The organism is Catenovulum sediminis, from assembly GCF_007289895.1.
Taxonomy (GTDB): Bacteria; Pseudomonadota; Gammaproteobacteria; order Enterobacterales; family Alteromonadaceae; genus Catenovulum; species Catenovulum sediminis.
On sequence record NZ_CP041661.1, the window covers coordinates 656,306 to 674,456 of the forward strand.

Annotated in this window: 8 protein-coding genes; all 8 read right to left on the reverse strand. The window is 39.2% G+C overall.

The features are described 5' to 3' along the window. Window positions 1-7 precede the first annotated feature (7 nt). The 8 genes from FNT16_RS19890 to FNT16_RS19925 all read right to left on the reverse strand — a co-directional run bounded on the left by FNT16_RS19890 (window position 8) and on the right by FNT16_RS19925 (window position 18,121). Window positions 8-11,581, reverse strand: a complete 11,574-nt coding sequence (locus tag FNT16_RS19890; RefSeq protein ID WP_143873778.1) for a DUF6531 domain-containing protein — start codon at window positions 11,579-11,581, stop codon at window positions 8-10. 127 nt (window positions 11,582-11,708) lie between these two features. After that, window positions 11,709-13,772, reverse strand: a complete 2,064-nt coding sequence (locus FNT16_RS19895; RefSeq protein ID WP_143873780.1) for a glycosyltransferase family 2 protein — start codon at window positions 13,770-13,772, stop codon at window positions 11,709-11,711. Between the two features lie 63 nt (window positions 13,773-13,835). Beyond that, a complete protein-coding gene (locus FNT16_RS19900; protein WP_143873782.1) occupies window positions 13,836-14,327 on the reverse strand; it encodes a tetratricopeptide repeat protein in 492 nt (163 codons plus the stop codon). Window positions 14,328-14,497: 170 nt separating this feature from the next. Further along, complete coding sequence (locus FNT16_RS19905) at window positions 14,498-15,460, reverse strand: glycosyltransferase family 2 protein (protein ID WP_143873784.1); 963 nt, start codon at window positions 15,458-15,460, stop codon at window positions 14,498-14,500. Between the two features lie 86 nt (window positions 15,461-15,546). After that, entirely contained in the window at window positions 15,547-16,035 is a 489-nt protein-coding gene (locus FNT16_RS19910; RefSeq protein WP_143873785.1) for a hypothetical protein, read from the reverse strand. After that, window positions 16,032-16,400, reverse strand: a complete 369-nt coding sequence (locus FNT16_RS19915) for a hypothetical protein (RefSeq protein WP_143873787.1) — start codon at window positions 16,398-16,400, stop codon at window positions 16,032-16,034. The genes FNT16_RS19910 and FNT16_RS19915 overlap by 4 nt, the downstream gene beginning before the upstream one ends. Next, a complete protein-coding gene (locus FNT16_RS19920) occupies window positions 16,393-16,959 on the reverse strand; it encodes a tetratricopeptide repeat protein (protein ID WP_143873789.1) in 567 nt (188 codons plus the stop codon). The genes FNT16_RS19915 and FNT16_RS19920 overlap by 8 nt, the downstream gene beginning before the upstream one ends. 16 nt (window positions 16,960-16,975) lie before the next feature. Further along, the gene (locus tag FNT16_RS19925; RefSeq protein ID WP_143873791.1) at window positions 16,976-18,121 is read right to left on the reverse strand and encodes a tetratricopeptide repeat protein; all 1,146 of its coding nucleotides are present in this window, start codon (window positions 18,119-18,121) and stop codon (window positions 16,976-16,978) included. Window positions 18,122-18,151: the final 30 nt, after the last annotated feature.

Here is an 18,151-nt window from a genome sequence, read left to right on the forward strand (position 1 = left end):
TGCTTCATTATTGAGAAACACCATTATTATAAGCTTTACCCAGAAACCAACTTGAGCCATTATCCAACACACGCTGTAGCTCTTGCTGCGGGAAAAAACGATTGAATTTGTCATTTTGCAAAGTAAATTGGTATTTAGGCGCCCATACACCGGCGGTCAGTGAGCTTATAACACCAGAATAAAGAATATCGTTTGCGTTAAATCCCTCTCCTGTCATTAACTGCTCTGAAAATTTACTTAAAGCCCCGCCACCAAAACCACCTATAAATGCAGAGCCAACAACTCCCTTCGAATTTAATAATCGCGTAGTAGAATTTGCTCCAAAACCACCAACAAAACCAGAGCCAAACGAAATAGCCAAATCATCTATACCTGCATTGGGATTATACATGCGTTCCAAGCCTGCGTTTAAACTGCCCGAAAGTATACCTGCGCCAAAATCAACAGGTTTAATATACGGATTTCGAGCAAGAGCTCCGAGCCCATTATTTAATGTCGCAGCAAATCCTGTGTAATTAACTTGGCCAAGCCTAACTGCGTTTAAACCTCTAGTGCCATTAAGAGCCAAACCATTCAACTGAGTTCCGCCCGCACCACGCCAGCCGTAGGCTTGAAATTGAGAGTACGCATGACGACCAACATCATCAACCAGGTTCATTGAAGCTCGGCCTAAAGAAACTAGCCCTCGTCCTGCTAATACGCTAACGCCGCCAAGTAACGGAACTGTCGCAACAGCAGTCATGATATTAATAGCTGTTGATTGAAGTTGTTGAGTGGTTTTAAAACCTTCATTACGCGCAAAAGCCATTCGTGTAGCTGAATCATTCATATCAATAATTCCACCGGTCGGCCTACCAAGATCAACTCTACGCATTCTACTTTCATAAATAGCTTGGCGCTCTGCGGAACTAATTGCTAAGGCATTTTGTTGTGTGTCGATTCTGTGGTGGTACATCATTGAGCTAATCCCCAATGCCGAACCACTTGTCGATAAGTCGTTACCAGCCCAATTTAAGAAGGAACTATGGATCTGCTTCGCAGTATCAAACGTGCCGTCAATTCGACCTCGGAATATATCACTCATAGCATTACCATCTTTGTATCGGGTAAAATGAACGTTTCCGTCTTTGTCGTAAGCACCGTGAATACCACTAAATCCACGCTTATCGCTTCCGCCTGATGAGCCAATGTCATCTGAGATATCCTCAAACGACACCCCCTCATCTTCGTACACTTTTTGAATGGCTAATTTCTTAGTCGTGTCGTCTGCGTCACTATTTTGGATTTCTTGGATTTTTGCTGCAGCCTTGCTACTGCCATCCCCTTTCATCCCCTCAACAATGCTATTGCCCAACGCATTGCCAAACGCGTTTAGAGCTACTTGCCCATAATCTGCATTTTGCCCGCCATTCCATTGGTGGTCAAGTTTAGCTGTTGTGCCACCTGCAGCAAATCCCGAAACTGTAGCTCTTGTTATTCTGCTAAAGTCATTCCCGGCATCTCCAAATACACTATTCATTCCCTCTGTCATTCCGTGACCAGCCACTGAACCAGCAACTTGTGCAGCCATGCCTTTCCAACTAAAGCTCACATTATTGTTGCCCACTAGTTTATTGGCTGCGTAGCTGGCGCCGTAACTACCGACGGCTTGGGCTGCAACACCATAACCATTTAGCACAGCTCGACCACCGTTTGCACCAGCTTTCACAAACAAGTCGCTGCTGCTAACTGCTTGTTTGCCAACTCCTAGACCTTTTGCTAAACCAGCGGTAGCCCAAGTTGTTGCACCATTCACAAACGCATCTTTTAAGCTAATATCATCAACTACACCCATCATTTTTCCAACCGCCTGTGAAGCCAAGCTGCCTACAACACCTGCTGCAAATGCGGCTGTACTGAATCCAGCAGACAATGTTGTTACACCAGCGGCCATCACTCCGGTCAAAGAGCCTCCTGAAGCTAGCAACGCCAACCCACCGCCTGCAGTAAATATGGTAACCACAACGGCAACGACCACCATAACAATCGCTGCAATTGCATTACACTTAGGAGAAGGCGGAGGTGGTGGTATTGGACTAGGCGTGGTATCGCCTATAGCTTCTGCGGGGTTATATACTTTAACAGTATTAACATTGCTTTTTAAGGTTACGTCTTGATTTGGAATACTCAGCTGCACGCCTGCATCACTTGCAGCAAACTTGTCCGACGGCCCCATCGCAAGACTATTTTTCTGCGCGATTAGGTACCATAATGAGCTGTCGCCAAATACACTTTGGGCAATGGATTCTAAGCTCTCTCCCCCAAGCACTGTATAGCCACCAGGACTATTGCTACCATCTTTTTGTATATCAGGCAACAAATTAGCCCGATTTTTGTCAATTGCACCTATGTAATTACCATTAAAAAAGAACTGGCTAGTATAAGTTGAACTTCCACCCCTAGTTTCTTTTTTATGTAAAATTTTACCCTGTGAATCAGCCATAAAGTACAGCGTTGCAGATTCACCTCCTGTAATAGAAATTTGACTTAAATTGCCACGTATATCATAAATATATCCAGAGTTTCCGGGGGTTGAACCTGTTTTAGAGCTAGTGACATTCGTCGTATATTGTTGAGCGCCTTTAGCTGTATAAATATAGTCTGTGTCATAGGTTAGTGTTTTATCAATCGTGTAATAAACTTGGGCTCCGTTATCATCCTTGTTGTAGTAATGAACTTTACGTTTTACAAGCTTTCCTGCGGCATCATATCCATCAGAGTAATCGACACTACTTGTTAGATCACCATCAGTATATAGGTATTGCCAATTCAATTGACCATCGCGATAATAAACGTACTGAGTTCGTGTTCGTTCACTTCCACTAGCCGAATATGTTGTATGTAAAAACATTCGCCCTAAATCGTTGTAGGAAGTTGTTTCTTTTATATAAGTATTAGTTGTATTACTACTCAGTACACCATTAACATAATATTTTGCATTGGCTGAATATGTGACTTGTTTTCGATAGCCTAAATCATTGTATAGATATCTATTTGTCTCCCCAGACACAGTCGTATATTCGATACTCCCACCATATGACTGTCCATGGTAAGCAGTCGAATTCCAAGTAGAAAATTCGGTAAATAGGCGACCTGCTGCATCGTAGGCGAACAACTTAGATTTATTGTCTGAATCAACATAATCAATCTTTTGAGTACTACTGTTATATTGACCTTTGTAAACTTCAACACGGCCTTCGTTGTCAAAATGATACCATACATTTTGACTGCTTGTTGACGATGAACTTGCCAGCTTATAAGAAGTTTTCACATTAACTTTATTGCCGAATAAATCATATCCATATTTTACGTAATTTAACTCACCTAAGTTATTCCACGTATTAGCCCCCGAAGGTTTACTTGAACTGACCTCGATCAGTCGACTATATATATCATACGTTGCATTGGTTACTTGGTTAAAACTGCTATAGTAGCTGTCAGTAACAGTGTGCACCCCATTTGCACCATATACTTGTCGTGTTTCTTGGCCACTTGAACTTTCATTTAATGTTTCTTGTGTTTTATTACCAAAAATATCGTAAGAAAAGTTTTCTGTGCGATTATATAAACTATAATCGGTGTCATATTGGTCGGTAGCGGTAGACAAACGCTCTGCTACGGAAGATATTTTTCCATCATGATAATAAGCATATTCTGTCTTATCATAAGTGAAAGCTCCATTTTTACCATTCTTAACGGAAAGGGAAAGTTCGCCAAATCCGTTATAGCTGTATGTTGTTTGATAGGTGTTGCTTATACTGCCGACTTTCGCTGCGGTATGGCTCGCTAGCTGCCCTACTCCATAGTCAGTTACTAAATCATACGTCCATGCTTCAACTTCATCTAACTCGTTAGTTTGACGAATTTTATGACCTTGACCATCGTAAGCATAAATGGTTTCTCGCCCCATGACATCGCTTACTTTGGTTTTTAGCCCACGAGCATCATACTCATAAGAGGTCGTATAACCGAAGTCGTTTCGATTAAATTCATAGTGCACATAGTTCGTATCAGAGGTTAAACGTCCTGCACTGTCATACGTTTTAGTATTTAATTTCTGAACTGTGTCTTCAGGTGAGCTATATGTTCCACCGGAGCTATTAAACACCAAACCTCTTCTATAAATAAAAGTTTCCGCTAGGTGACCGAGCCTGTCGTAGCTCATTACACGCACATTGCCAACGCCATCTCGCTCAGCGTGTTTATCACCAAATAAGGTATACCTGTATTCTGTGCTAATACCTGTCGCATCAGTTTGTTTGGTTAACCAACCGGCATCATTGTATTCAAAATTTCGAACAATAGTTTCTGCACCATCCTTACCCTCGGAACTTCGCATTAAGTTGCCTAAACTATCAAAATGATATTTTTTTACTAAATCTTGCGCATTAAAACTGTTACCGCTGACATCAGAGATGTCCACCACACTAATATCATGCATTTTTTCCTGTACAACTCGGTTAGCATGGTCGTATTGATATTCGCTGACACGGCCATTATCATCTACACGGGTGACATTTCCCCAACGGTCAAATTGTCGGTCGACTAGCGGGGTACCTGCATTTGAATATACGCCTCGCTCCCTTACAATATTGCCTTTACTGTCACGCACCCATTCAGTTACGCGTCGGTCAGATACAGTGGTGTTGTTTCCTCGTTGCTCTTGGCGAAGTAATTCGCCCTTAAGATTATAATAAAAATAAGTAGTACCTCGGGAGTCAATTTGATACTGCAACAATCCAGTTTTGTCGTATGTGTATCTTGACTCTTGTTGAGATTGATTGCCATTGTAGCCATAAACCCGCTCTTTAGACGTTATCTCGCCAAAACGGTTGTATGAAACCTGTTCTCCCATTTTATATGAACCGTCATAAACAGATAAAGTGGCCGTTTGGCGCCCAACATTATCGTATACATATTCAGTTCTGACCGCATCTCCATAAGCAATCGGCGTTTCTTCGGCCGTTATTTGGTTTAATGCGTTGTACTCGTAATAATGCCAGTTTAAATTAGCATCTTGTTGACTAACTTGATTGCCTGCATTGTCATAATAGTAATTAGTAACTCTACTATATTGTCCAAAATTACCTTCTAATCCAAATATAGTTTGCTGAGCTATTTCGCCAAAAACATTAAAATTAATAGCTGTAACCAAGTGAACAGATTCGTCATGATCAAATGGGTTATAGTCACCATATTCTGTTTCAACTTTCCTATGTAGGTAATATTGATTGCCAACACCAATCTCTCGCTCGTATTCCTTAATATAACTTTGTTGGCCTTGTTTGTTATACTGGTATTGAGTGGTATTACTATTTGCATTGGTATATGAAGCGAGTTCCCCAAAAGCGTTGTAAGTGTATGTATCGGTAATTTGGGTATTACGAGTTGCGACCGTAGTGTCACCAAAGATAGCTAGCATGTTGTCGCGAGTGACTGTTTGCAACAATCCATTTTTGTAGTAACTGTTGTGAGTAATTCGGTCACTTTCGGATAGAGCAATTGAACTAGATAAAATATCTATGGTCGCGGTAGCTAAATTTATTGCGCCATAAACTTCATTACTGTATTCCGCTACAGTTTCAACTGCGCCTGTATTTTTGTAATCGTATTTTGAGGCATAGCGTTCGCTATCCACTTGATATACCAGGCGATTTGCATTGTCATAATAGTAATAGATATTTGCCCAAGTGTTTAAATCAATTTTTTCTCTTTGGTTAGTAACATTACCAAAGTCGTCATAAAAATATAATGTTTCACCAGAACCATAGTAGGTAGATATATCTTGACTATTTGTAACTGCTGTTTCGCGGTTTTGATAGTACACATCTGCTGAAGACGGTTGGATAACTCTAGTTTTTCTGCCGGCTTTATCGAAAATGTTTATGATTACTCTGTCAAGGCTGCTTGACGAAACGATATCGTCGCTGGCCAACCAATACCCTAACTGTGGTAATGACTTTGCACCGTTGATATAGCGTTTCACAGAAGTGACCTGCCCTAACGCGTCATACCCATACTGAGTGACGCTATTTGTTTCATCAATTTCATGTACAACCCGCCCAAGTGCGTCATAGGTTTTATATGAATACAGGTATTCATTTAATCCAATTTGTTTAATTTGTTTAACCGCATTGCCGCGTGCATCAAAAATAGTTTCAATGGTTCGCTGAAATCGATCGCTAGCATCTGTGTTATATACTCTACCGTCGCCAGAGTCGTAGTAGCCAGGTAAAATCACCTTAATTTGGCGGTTATACTGATCATACTCAAATCGAGTAATACGAGTATCCCCTAAACTTGAATCACTTCGCCCCAATGAGAAATAAAGGCGAGCTGCAACGACCGATTCTGTCATACTGTTACTATCAGTAAAGTTGAGATCGAGTAAATTGATATCATTGTCGCTAAACAATTTATCGTATTGATAAATGGCGGTTACATTACCATTGGCATCGTAACGGTTGTCTGTAATCATCCATTTATTGGTGTCTTGCTCTGATATTATAAAACGTACATTTCCGTCGTTATCGTATACGTTAAAACGGCGGCGATCTTCTGCATGAGTTGTCACCGATACTGAGGTGGGTGAATCGCCTAACGTTGATGTTGTTTTGTTGGCATATTCACGAGTAAAGTAAAGTCGGCCATTCTTATCATATACATATTGAGTTACCGCTCCTTCACCGTCAACATCATAGATTTTTCGTCCAGTGGCGTCATAAATAAACCATTGGCTATTCCCTTCAGCATCAATGATTCGTGTTAAATTGCCATTTTGATCGTATTTGTATTGTGTTTGAATGTTTAAACCGGTTGGGTCAACTGTCTCTTTCTCTTTTCGTCCCAACTTATCGTAGGTATATGAAGTTTTTTGTTGTAACGGGTTGGCTTCATCACCTTTATCTATTGTTACTGTGTTGCCTAACCCATTATAGGAGAATTTAGTACTTAAACGAGATTGACCATTCCCAACTTCTTGCAATATCTGCTCTATCTGTCCATTCGCGTAATATTTATATTCAGTTGTGCTTGCCTCTGCACTGCCGTAACCTTTGGTAACGGTTAATTGCCTTCCTTGTCCATCAAACGTGTACCGAGTTGAACTTTCATTTGTGCCACCAGTATCATGGGTTGTTTGCATTACTCTATTAGCGGCATCATAAAGGTACTCGGTTACAACCCCATTTGAATCAATGCTATGAAATAAGCGTCCGCTAGCATCGTATATATTGGTATTTGTAGTATATCCTTTAGCATCAATTACTTTTTCTAACTGTCCACTTTGATTATATTGGTAACGTGTGTAATTTCCTTTTGCATCTTTAATAGCAACTATATCACCATCCTGATTTGTCCAAGTAGTGACCGTGTTTCCCTCAGGCGATTCAACTGTGAATTTGTTGTTAACGTCGTCATACACGTAACTAGTTAAGTGACTATTGCCATCTTTAACGGTTAATTTGCGCCCCATGAAGTCATAAGTTGTTTCTTGAGTGCGGTTAGTTGCATCTGTGATTTTGATGGTGCGACCGTTATCTAAATATTGGGTCGTGGTGTTGTTGCCATTAGCATCGTTAATAACTTCCACTCTGCCAAACGCATCAAAAGTAGAACTTACAGATTGCCAACTTGAACCACTGATTAAGCTATCAGTTTGGTAAGTACGTCCTAAATCATCTTGATAAAATCGAGTATCCGTTTTGTTACCACTAGCAATACTGCTCTGATTACGCCATACCTCGGCATACTTGTTGTATGAATACTCGGTAAAGTTGCCTTGGGCATCTGTCCTTTTTTCTAACATGCCAAGCTTGTTGTAATCTAATTGAATGAAATTATCTTCAGAACTCGTGTTTAGTTTACCTTCCAGCCAACTATCTGATGCAGAAGTTAAACTTGGCAAATTGTCGATGTGAGCTTGCGATAAACGGTTTGTGTATACTCGGGTGCTGGCAACTCTGCCGTGTTCGTTATATAGGGTCTGTGTTATTTCACCTAACGCATTTACCGTACCTGTTAATTTGTTCGATTTGTCATAAAAAAAATAGGTTGCTTGACCGTTTGCACCCAATTCAGCAATTTTGCGACCCAATCCGTCAAATTTGTATATGCTACCTTTGGCATTGATCGCAGAGTTTAAGCTGCTGAAAACAGGTAGATCATTAGATAAACTTACCCCTAATGCTTGCTCACCAGACACAACACCTATAATTTCACCAAATGTGTTATAACGAGTATAGGTGTCGCGATTTTCTAGACTTAAACTAAAGCTATCTGGATGATTAACAATCTCAATTTGATCAATTGCCATATCACCACGGTAATCTCCAGCAGCGACTCCTTTAAACCTGAGTTTAATGTTCCCATCATAATCGCTTAATCCGACCGTTGCTGAAGTCCAATCAGCTGAACTAGAGGTATGTTGCTGCCCTGATAAACTCCAAACCGTTTGCCAACTTCCATTATGATATACCTCGACAGATAGGGTTCCCATATCTGCGCCATACATATGGAAATCAAACGTAATTTCTGCGTTATCGGCCGTGAAATAAGGGCTTTCAAATGTAGCCGTATCGCCCGAACCAAAAGCATCTCCGTTAGAAGTTTCCATATAAAGGTAAGTACTGCTTCCTTTTGCACCTTTATTAGGCCCTGTATTGCCTGACGGTGTCCCTCCCGTATCAGAGCGCCAATCATGTGATGATGTATTCGTCCAACCTGCCCAGCCAGATTCAAAATTCAAGTCAAAAACCGTGGAAGCGGTTACACCCGTAGCAATCTGTTCAGAGGTACGTACTAATCTGCCCGCATTGTCATAGTAACTCGTCGTAGTTGCACCATCCACTCCTGTTATTTGAAACACGCGGCCGTAATCATCATATTTAATAGTGCTTGTTTGTGATGCGCCTGCGCTATTACGTAAACTTGTTAAGCTAGAAGTAGCACTTGCGTTAACGGCTGTTTTATATTGAATAGAACGGGTTTGCTGTAGAGCAGGTTCATATATTGTCTCAGTTAAATACCCTTGCTCATTTACATGACCGATTAACCGGCCTTGAGCATCATAAAAATTGTAACTATTGAGTCTATCACCAGACGATGCCACCGTGCTAACAGCGTCGAAGTTACCACTGGTAAATGTGTCACCCGTTACCTCTGTTCCATATCGAATAGTTTGGGTAACTCTCCCTGCGGCGTCATAAATATTTTCTGTAAGATATCCTTCTGCATTTAGTGTCGCAATTTGAAGACCATCATTGTCATAAAAGAATCGTGTGAATCTGTCGCCTCCCACAATGACTTTAACTAGCCGCCCCGCATAATCGTATTCATTTGTGGTTATAACGTCTTCTGTTCCATTTTCAACTGTAGTTGTTAGTAATTTTCCTGAATTATCATAGCTATAGCGAGTTTCTATATCTTTGGCGCTATCGGCTGAAACTGTGGTAGACGTGCTATTAAAGGCATTGGAATACGCTATTTCTTTTTCAAGGCGGCCTTTATTATCATAAAAATATCTAACACCTCTATTTTCAGGATCTATTTTATACTCGACTCTTCCCGCCGCATCGTAGTATGTTCTACTAATACTATCGTCTGAACTCTGACTGCCATCAGAGACTGAAGTTGTTTTTAAACGACCTGCACCATCATAACTGTATGTTACGGTGCGCTTATTCATGCTACCAATTTCGTTTACCGCACCAGTAGTTTCTATACTTTGTATATGCCCACGAGTATCGTAACTGCTGATAGTCACCAAACCTGTAGCCTGGTTGGTAACTGTGATCTCATCTAAATCATATGCTGTTATTGTAGTGACATTTGCCTGCGTAGATGAGGTTAATCGTCCCATACCATCATATATAAAACTCGTTTGCTGTGTTTCCACATTATGAGCTGTACCAGATTTCACATGTGAGTTGGTCAGCCGCCCGTATGCGTCGTAAGTATAATCAGTAATTTGACTCTGATCGTCAGGAATTCCATTACCATTAGCATCTACACTGCCGTATACAGTTGTCTTATCCAAGTTTCCACGATAGTCATAGGTATTCACGACCAATTGCGTTCGAGTTTTATCTCTTCCACTCACCCAAGTGTCCACATCAGATTCAGATGGGCTATTAGATGCGGACATCCCCGACATGTTATATTTAACATCTGAGTAAGCAATGGCATGCGTAACGTTTCCACTTGCATTGTATTTGAACTGCGACACGCGTCCTTCTGCAGAAATTGTGTAGGACAAATTTCGATTTGAGTCATATATATAGTGGGTGGTTTCTGGACCAGATGTTGTTCCAGCATCAAAACGAGTTTCTCTCATTAATAGGTTACCAGCATAGCTTCGGCTAATTCTGCGGCCATTAGCATCTTCTTCTAACGTACGATTACCATTGTCATCGTAATCGTAAGTAGTCACATCACCAGAAGAAGTGTTAGTAATTGTGCGAACTTCACCATTTTTGTATGTATAACTGGTTGTTTGCACACCACCACTGGCACTTGGAGAAGTGATTTTTTTAAGCTGTCGGTACTCTTCATTTGTACTATCGGTAGTGTAATAATCAAAACGCCAAGTTTTATTGTCACCCAAAACAACCAAGGTATGATCGCTGTTGTAGGTAAAAGTACTGGTGCCACTCGAGTCGATTACTTGATGTATGCGACCATCTGAATGGTAATTAAATTCAGCTACCGTGCCATCTGATTGGGTTATTTTAGAAATTCTAAAGTTGTTTGTTGTTTCGTAGTCGTAGGTAGTAACATACACGTTGCCGTCGTTGATGGCATTGTCTGCTGGAGTGAGATCCGTTGTTACGCTCTCGAGTCGATTCGCACTATCATATGTGTAGTGAACTTGTTTGGTGAGCGTTCCAGAGCTCGTTTCTCGAGTTGATACATTCGTTAATTTGTCATTAACATACTTAAATTCAATGGTCTGCCCTGAACCTACATCAACAATTTTTGTTAATTTGTTGCCATTAAAAGTGTAGTCAAACCCCTGTCCATTCTTGTCACGCTTAGTTTTGATCCATTGACTATTGATATCATAGCGCTCTTCTACTTGGGTGCTGCCTTCCGTCCAAATCCATTCGCCACTATTGTCATATTTTTTAATTGTGTCATGAGCCCCTGAGCCATCGCTTGATGTATAGAGTGTATACTCCCCCCCACTGTCGATTCCCGTTATTTTATTACCATATTGAGCAATGTGCCCATCTCCAGTAATACGATAGAGGTTGTCACCACTTTGGTAAATCCTCCTTTCCCCATTCCAATACCATTGATCGGAGTCTCCATCTGAACGACTATCTAATGAATTATATGTACGATTGGCAAATAAGTTTTCTGCGCTGCCAGATAAACTTTCATCTGTTTGTTGTAGTATGAGGTTACCAGTGGCTATATTAACATAACCAAGGCCATGGGCTTGCCCCCCTGTAAATGCATTACCAACGATTCCCGATGCACCGACATTGATTAATGAGGTATCTAATAAACCTAAGCCTTCACCTGATACTATTGCAACCATGAATTTTCCTAACCCTAATTCTCAATAATTCTATTAAATAGAAAAACACGCTCTTTATCTATAAATAGAAAAACAGCAATTAAAGTTAAGCGTTTTTTGGAAAAAATTTAAGAAATAAAAAATTAACTTAATATAACAGACAAACAGCTGTATTAGCTTCAAGAGCGAGCGTATTCAACAAACGTAACTCTAGCTCAGTGTTATCAAATATCGATACCGCCTTCCCTTTAATATCAATTACAGTAAGCAACGGTTCAATCTCAACTACAACTTGTTTCATCGAAATATTAACAATCGTTAGCAATCCTTTACCACAAGATAAGTTATTAATGACAACTAGCTCTGCGCCTTCAATAGGTATTACCTCAGCATAATTTTGGACGATGAAATCGTGTTGTTTCCTTAGTTCAACAAAAAATTTATCCATTGATGTCCGTTGATAATTTTTAGGAAACAACACCGTTCCACCGAGAGAAAACAATATTGATTTATAGACGATTTCATATCTAGAGTGACTATCGTTAAGGCCAATCCCCCAATTTGAGTATTTATTTCGTGGGTAGTGGATTTGTAGAAACTCAACTAACTTTTTAGTTTCTCTAGACTGGACGTAACTGTATATGTGTTCCGTCATTTTTTTGTCTACAAAAGACGCAGGCAATATAGGATAGTAAAAATTTTCAATACCATTTTGTACACCAATAAAAAGTTGCCCTTTGTTTTTTTCACATAGAGCGCTCACTATCTCCATGACAAACTGTACTTGCTTAACACTGAAATCAAAGGGCGTTTGCATACTGCAATCTTTAAACAATAGCTCTTCAGCAATGTCAAAATATAGTATTTGTTCATTCGACAAGTACTGCTTCAAAGCGACCAATAGCTCGTTATATAATTCTTCACGATCAAAATCATATAACAATTTACCAGACCAACAGGGATAAAACTTTCCGTCCAACTGAATATTTCCAACATCATTTTGTTCTTTCAATATCGGGTGACGACGCACCCATTTTCTAGCGTCTCCAATGTTGTCGAAGAATATACAATGCTTTTTATTGTTTTGTTTTTGTATCTGAAAAAAGATCTCACTTACACCGATACATTGAGCAGAATTGGGAAATACACTTTTCTGAGTCGATTTTAATTCATAGGTAGCACGATCACTACTCGTACTTTTGCCCGGATAAGTAGATATATTTGGACTGTCTGCTGATATCGCTTCAATTTTTACCGCTAACCCATATCTGATAAGCAGCTCGATTTGTGCGTGATCCCTAACCACTCTTTCTCTATAAAGAGCAAGAGCGCCAGCTAAATCTCCATCAAGAAACAAATCGCGAGCTTCTATGTGCAAAGTATCAATATACTTGCCCGTTCTTGGTAAATTATTCCAAAGGCTATCGAAATTTCCTAAACGCGAGTACTTTTGTTGAAACTCTTTATATGATGTACACGGGAAGTGCAAAATAATCGGGTCATCATGCCCCAACATTTTTGAACCTCTATTTGGATGATGTATAAAATGAACATTATTTACGATAATGTCATTGTGCAATGAAACTGCTGGTTTTCCGTTTTGATAATAATTGAAAAAGTGTTTACGAATCCAAGATGTATTTTCAATAAAGCTCTTTTGTTCGTCCGAATAAAACCATCGGCTTCTTCTAAAAAAGTTTTTCTTAAAGAAAACGGTCGACAAATAAATATCACTATTCTCTATGCCAGTAGGAATTGCTTCATAATTTAGATACACGCAACTCCCGATATTATTTTGATTTAAAGAAGAAAAATGCTCATTTAATAAATTTCCGTTAGGATAAAATAGTTCATCAATATCTAAATGCACTAACCAGTCGATGCCCTGTTCTTTGGCTAACGAGTGGGCAATGTGAATATTTAGCTCTTGACGTACCATTACCTCTTTTTCTATTAACGCACGTTTTTTGTTTTTCCTGTAAATAGGCGTATGTTTCCATGCTTCACGCAGTAATTCATTGGCAAGAATTGCTGTCGCGTTGGTGAATTTGGACACGGTTAAAAAAGTTTCGGCGCAATCATCGTCTATAAAAATATATATGTGATTAAAACCGACACTTAAATGATAATTGATAAAGAATTCGATATGACTCTTTGCATCTGCAACTGTCGTGACTACTGCGGCATTGCTTTGTAAATTAGATATTCTCATAGCCTCCTTACCCAACTGAACCAGGCACAATGAAACTAAAAGGTTCAATTGTGCCTAGATGAATTAATGTACCGATATTTTACTGAGTAGTTTATCGGCTAATGAAATATGAGCATCGCCGTCTTGAGCTGTCTCTAAAATATGGTTTAATAAAACTATCGCTTCTTGCTCTTTCCCTGATGCAACAAATATTTTTGCTTTATGGTACAGGGCAGGAGGATAGTCAGGGAATTGAGTTAACAATTCGCTCCAAATGTTAATCGCTTCCTCGGTGTTCCCTAAATCACTTTCAACTAGCCCTAACTGAAACCGTTCATTTACGGAAGGCATCCCCTCGTTATTGTCGATAAAAAATCTCAATGCACTTTGGGCTCGCGGAAATAACCCAATAGTCGCATATATCCTCCCTAACAAAGCGTATGCCTGTATTGGGGTATTATTACGAGCGATAAGCGCTTTTAATTTAAAAAGTGCTTCAGCATTTCTTTCTTTTTGAAAATCAATATCAGCCAATGCCAATAATTCATCAGTGTCGAAAGTACTTAAAAATTCCAATTTCCTCTTCCTTCTATATTTGATCTATTTAAATGTTGTTGTGAGTCTTGTGTAAACGCGAGACAAAGATATCAAAAGCACAAGTAATCGCTTACAAGAAACAGCTCTAAACTACACTTTATCTCAACACTTACCATTAGACTTCAATGGTTCAAATCAGCGGTACCAAATCAATTTACATCACTAATGTTTTGCAATCGTTCTACAAAATAATTCGGATTGCTCTCAATAAATGCTAATTTTTTCTCAAAATTGATGTATTTGTGTATCCAATTCACGTCCATTGCATGCCTAACTTTTTCAGTTCCAGCTTGAAAAAAAAAGATATTTTCAAACTCCATCTGGGCAAGTATGCGAATATCCTGATACTTTTGATGAAAGATTGTCATGTTTTTCAACCAGCTTGCGTATTTTTCCGCCCCGTTGGGTAGATCCTTCGGGAATAAATGCCAAACGTAGTTGTCGATCAATTCATATCTATATCCGTTGATATACAATTTATAACCCAATTCGACGTCTTCTAGGCCCCACCCCAAAAACGACTCATCAAAACCTCCAACTTTAAAGTAGGCAATTTTCTTAATGCAAAAATTGCAACTCCAGAATAAGTGCCATCGCCCATGCAAATTGAAAAATTTAGTATTTATCTGCTCTAATAAACTCAACCGAACATCTCGTTGATACAACCGTTGATAGCGCTTACATAATTTCCCGTTTTTTTTAATTGCGTCAACAATTTCAATTCTACGGGCAACTTTAGTCATCCTCCTAGTTCCCAAAACAACACTCAAATCTTCATTTCGTTGGAAATAGCTAGAATATGTTTGCAGTATGTCAGGCTCAACAATATGGTCCCCATCAATGAATAGTAACATCTCATGTTTAGCTAAGCAGGCTCCGAAGTTTCTTGCTTTCGAACGGCTAGAAAACGGTGTTCGTGGTAAGTAATGCAATTTAAAATCGAAATTGAAGTCGCAAGTAAACTGAGAAGCAACAGGCGTGTCGCTACCATCATCTACGACAATCACCTCAAATTTATGTCGTGGATACTCGACAAAATTGAATGACCGAAGGGCACATTCCAATAATGAACTGTCATTACGAATTATAAGTACAACTGAATAAGTATCCATCACTACTCGCGTTAATTAATTCAAATAAAAACTACTTTTGGCTCTATACATATAAGTTGAATTAAGTCTTCAAAAATCTCTCGTTACTAATTCACTACAAAGACTTTGTATCGTAAAAAACTCAGCTTCTTACTCACAGAGTTAAACTTAGTCAGATTGTTCGCGGCATAAAATGCATAACTTTCCGCAAAATCTTCGCTTGCGTTTTCCCTAGCATATTCACTTACATGTGCGTCATAAGAACTAAAATTTTGCACCCATTCTTTTCTGATAAATGAGCTAATTCGGCTATAAAACACATAGTGCCCGATTTCATGTAGTAGAACATGCTGCACTTCGTCGTAGCTCTCTAGTTGATGCAAAACCACAGCACGATATTCCGGGTAATAAGCGCCTTTACAATTTAAGGGCACTTGGACACCAAGTTTAATAAAGTCCATGCGAGGGCTATACACTATGCTCTGTAACCCTTCCAAATGAGTGAGAGGCACTTGTCGCAACATAACTTGAATATGTTTAGAAGTTATTTTTTGAGACCTAAACCCCTTTATTGCTAAATACAATTTAGGTTTCATTGATTCAGCTCTTTAAACAGCAAATCTAAGCGTTTAAGCAATATGTCACTGTCCAAAGCACTTTTAATCAAGGTGTTTTTAAGCGTTAGATAGTCAGGTAAGTTTAAGATATCCTCGCCAAACTCCCAAAGCAAAACCTCTTCAATGGTGACTGTGGTAGCATTTAATAAGTAAGACTCTGAACTTTCATCTAACTGATTTATCCTAGATTTGATGTTTTGCTGCAAGATTTGTGGATCGCATTTAAACTTGTTAGTTGTTCTCCCTACCGCCTGCCCTTTTGAGCCAACATTGCTATAATTTTTATTTACAGTACGTAAAGTCTGAAAAACTTGAGACAAGTGGTTACGAGATATCTTAGTCATCGTCTGTATTTCGATAAGCGCCTAAATAAACGGAATTATCATCCAAATTAGCTTGATTCTCTGCTTGCGATACAGTGGCTATTCCGTCTGTTTTTTGCTGAGATTCGATAAACGCTATTATGACAGTTTGCAAAGCGGTATAAACCTGCTCCATTGCTACACCTGCTTTTAGTTGTTCGATGCCTTCAGGAAAATTATCTTCTAGTATGGACACAAAACCACAAGCATATTTTTTTAGTTCTGCGGGATAATCCTCTCCGCTACTTATGTTCAAAAATTGTTCTAGGGCTCTATCTTTAAGGTCGAGTTGCATATACAACATCGCTAATTGCATTCTTGCCAAAACGATCTCCGAATCTAATTCCAGCGCTTTATTCAAACCCACAATACCTTTTTCGAATAAGCCTAGTTCCACATGCTCTGCGGCTCGAAGGTAGATTGCTAACGCATTTTCAGGTTCCAATGACAATACTTTGTCTAAGCATTCAAGTGCAACATGATGCTCTTGCTTCTGCACCGCATCTACTGCTAATGCCAAATATTCTTTTGCATCTAACATATTAAAATTAACCTTTCTATTTCTTTTTCTGTAACGTTTTAATTTTATTTTCAACTAAACTACCTAGTGTTACATTTATGCTAGGTACATTAATTTTTGTTGTAGTGTTGAGTAAATTTTTGGCTTCATTCAATTTACCTTTTTGCTGAAGCTGTGCAAATTGTGCAAATAAATACGCTTTTGAATCAGGGTTTAGACGTTTTGCCAGCTTGAGGTGGCGTTCTGACATTTCGTTGTTCCCTAACATTGCATAGGCTGACGCAATTCCGCCATGTGTATCAGCAAATCCTCGATCTAACTGATACGCGGCTTCAAACATTTTTAAAGCTTCGCTCGGCAGTCCTTGTATCATCAATATCCACCCTAAAAGATGCCAACTTCCAATGTGTTCCGGTATTAATTCAGTTGCTTTGGTAGCTGATTTATGTGCATTATCCAAATCAAATTCGTTAAATAATACGGTGGCCAAACCAGCCCACACTCTACCAACACCCGAATACTTTTCACTGAGTAAATGAAATATTCTTTTTGCTTCGTCATTTTCATGCCACTCCATTGCAACGCTCGCTTTAGCTAAACTCGCTTCAAAAATTTCATCTTCTGTTAGTACATCACTAGCTAGTTTATAGGCATATTCTAGATTATCGTTATCGTATTCAACTAGTGATAGAAGTGCGAGGGCTTCTAATCGTGCCTGCCCATCTAAAACGTCGAGACCCTTTATCAATAATTCCTTTGCTAATTGTAGGTCACCTAAAAGATAATTTGCGCGAGCTTTCAATGTATATGCTAAAGGATAAGAATCTGGATTAAGTGGTTTAAGTATCTCAATTGACTCTTTCGGCTGCATCAAAAATAGCTTTGAATACGCCAAATTATATTTAACGTTGGCATTGTTTTGATCAAACTCCAAAGCTTTTTCTAACCAATAACTAGCCTGCTGATATTCACCATCAATTAACAACAAGTAACCTTTTTGCCCGGATATAAGCCCATTGATGATGTCTTGCTCTATCGCTAAATCAACTAGTTTACGCAGGTCATTCCAAGATTCTGTTTGAAATGCCAATCCAATTGTATCGACCAAAAGGTTCTCGTTGCTAGGGTCTAGATCAACATACCGTTTAAATTGCTCGAGCTGGTTTAATAATTCTTCTTTCATCTTTTCCTCTAGTTATGTGGCGAGAAACAC

Coding starts and splice junctions, on each gene's coding strand:
- FNT16_RS19895 (WP_143873780.1), bottom strand. CDS start 13,772: ATGAGAATATCTAATTTACAAAGCAATGCCGCAGTAGTCACGACAGTT.
- FNT16_RS19925 (WP_143873791.1), bottom strand. CDS start 18,121: ATGAAAGAAGAATTATTAAACCAGCTCGAGCAATTTAAACGGTATGTT.
- FNT16_RS19910 (WP_143873785.1), bottom strand. CDS start 16,035: ATGAAACCTAAATTGTATTTAGCAATAAAGGGGTTTAGGTCTCAAAAA.
- FNT16_RS19915 (WP_143873787.1), bottom strand. CDS start 16,400: ATGACTAAGATATCTCGTAACCACTTGTCTCAAGTTTTTCAGACTTTA.
- FNT16_RS19905 (WP_143873784.1), bottom strand. CDS start 15,460: ATGGATACTTATTCAGTTGTACTTATAATTCGTAATGACAGTTCATTA.
- FNT16_RS19890 (WP_143873778.1), bottom strand. CDS start 11,581: ATGGTTGCAATAGTATCAGGTGAAGGCTTAGGTTTATTAGATACCTCA.
- FNT16_RS19920 (WP_143873789.1), bottom strand. CDS start 16,959: ATGTTAGATGCAAAAGAATATTTGGCATTAGCAGTAGATGCGGTGCAG.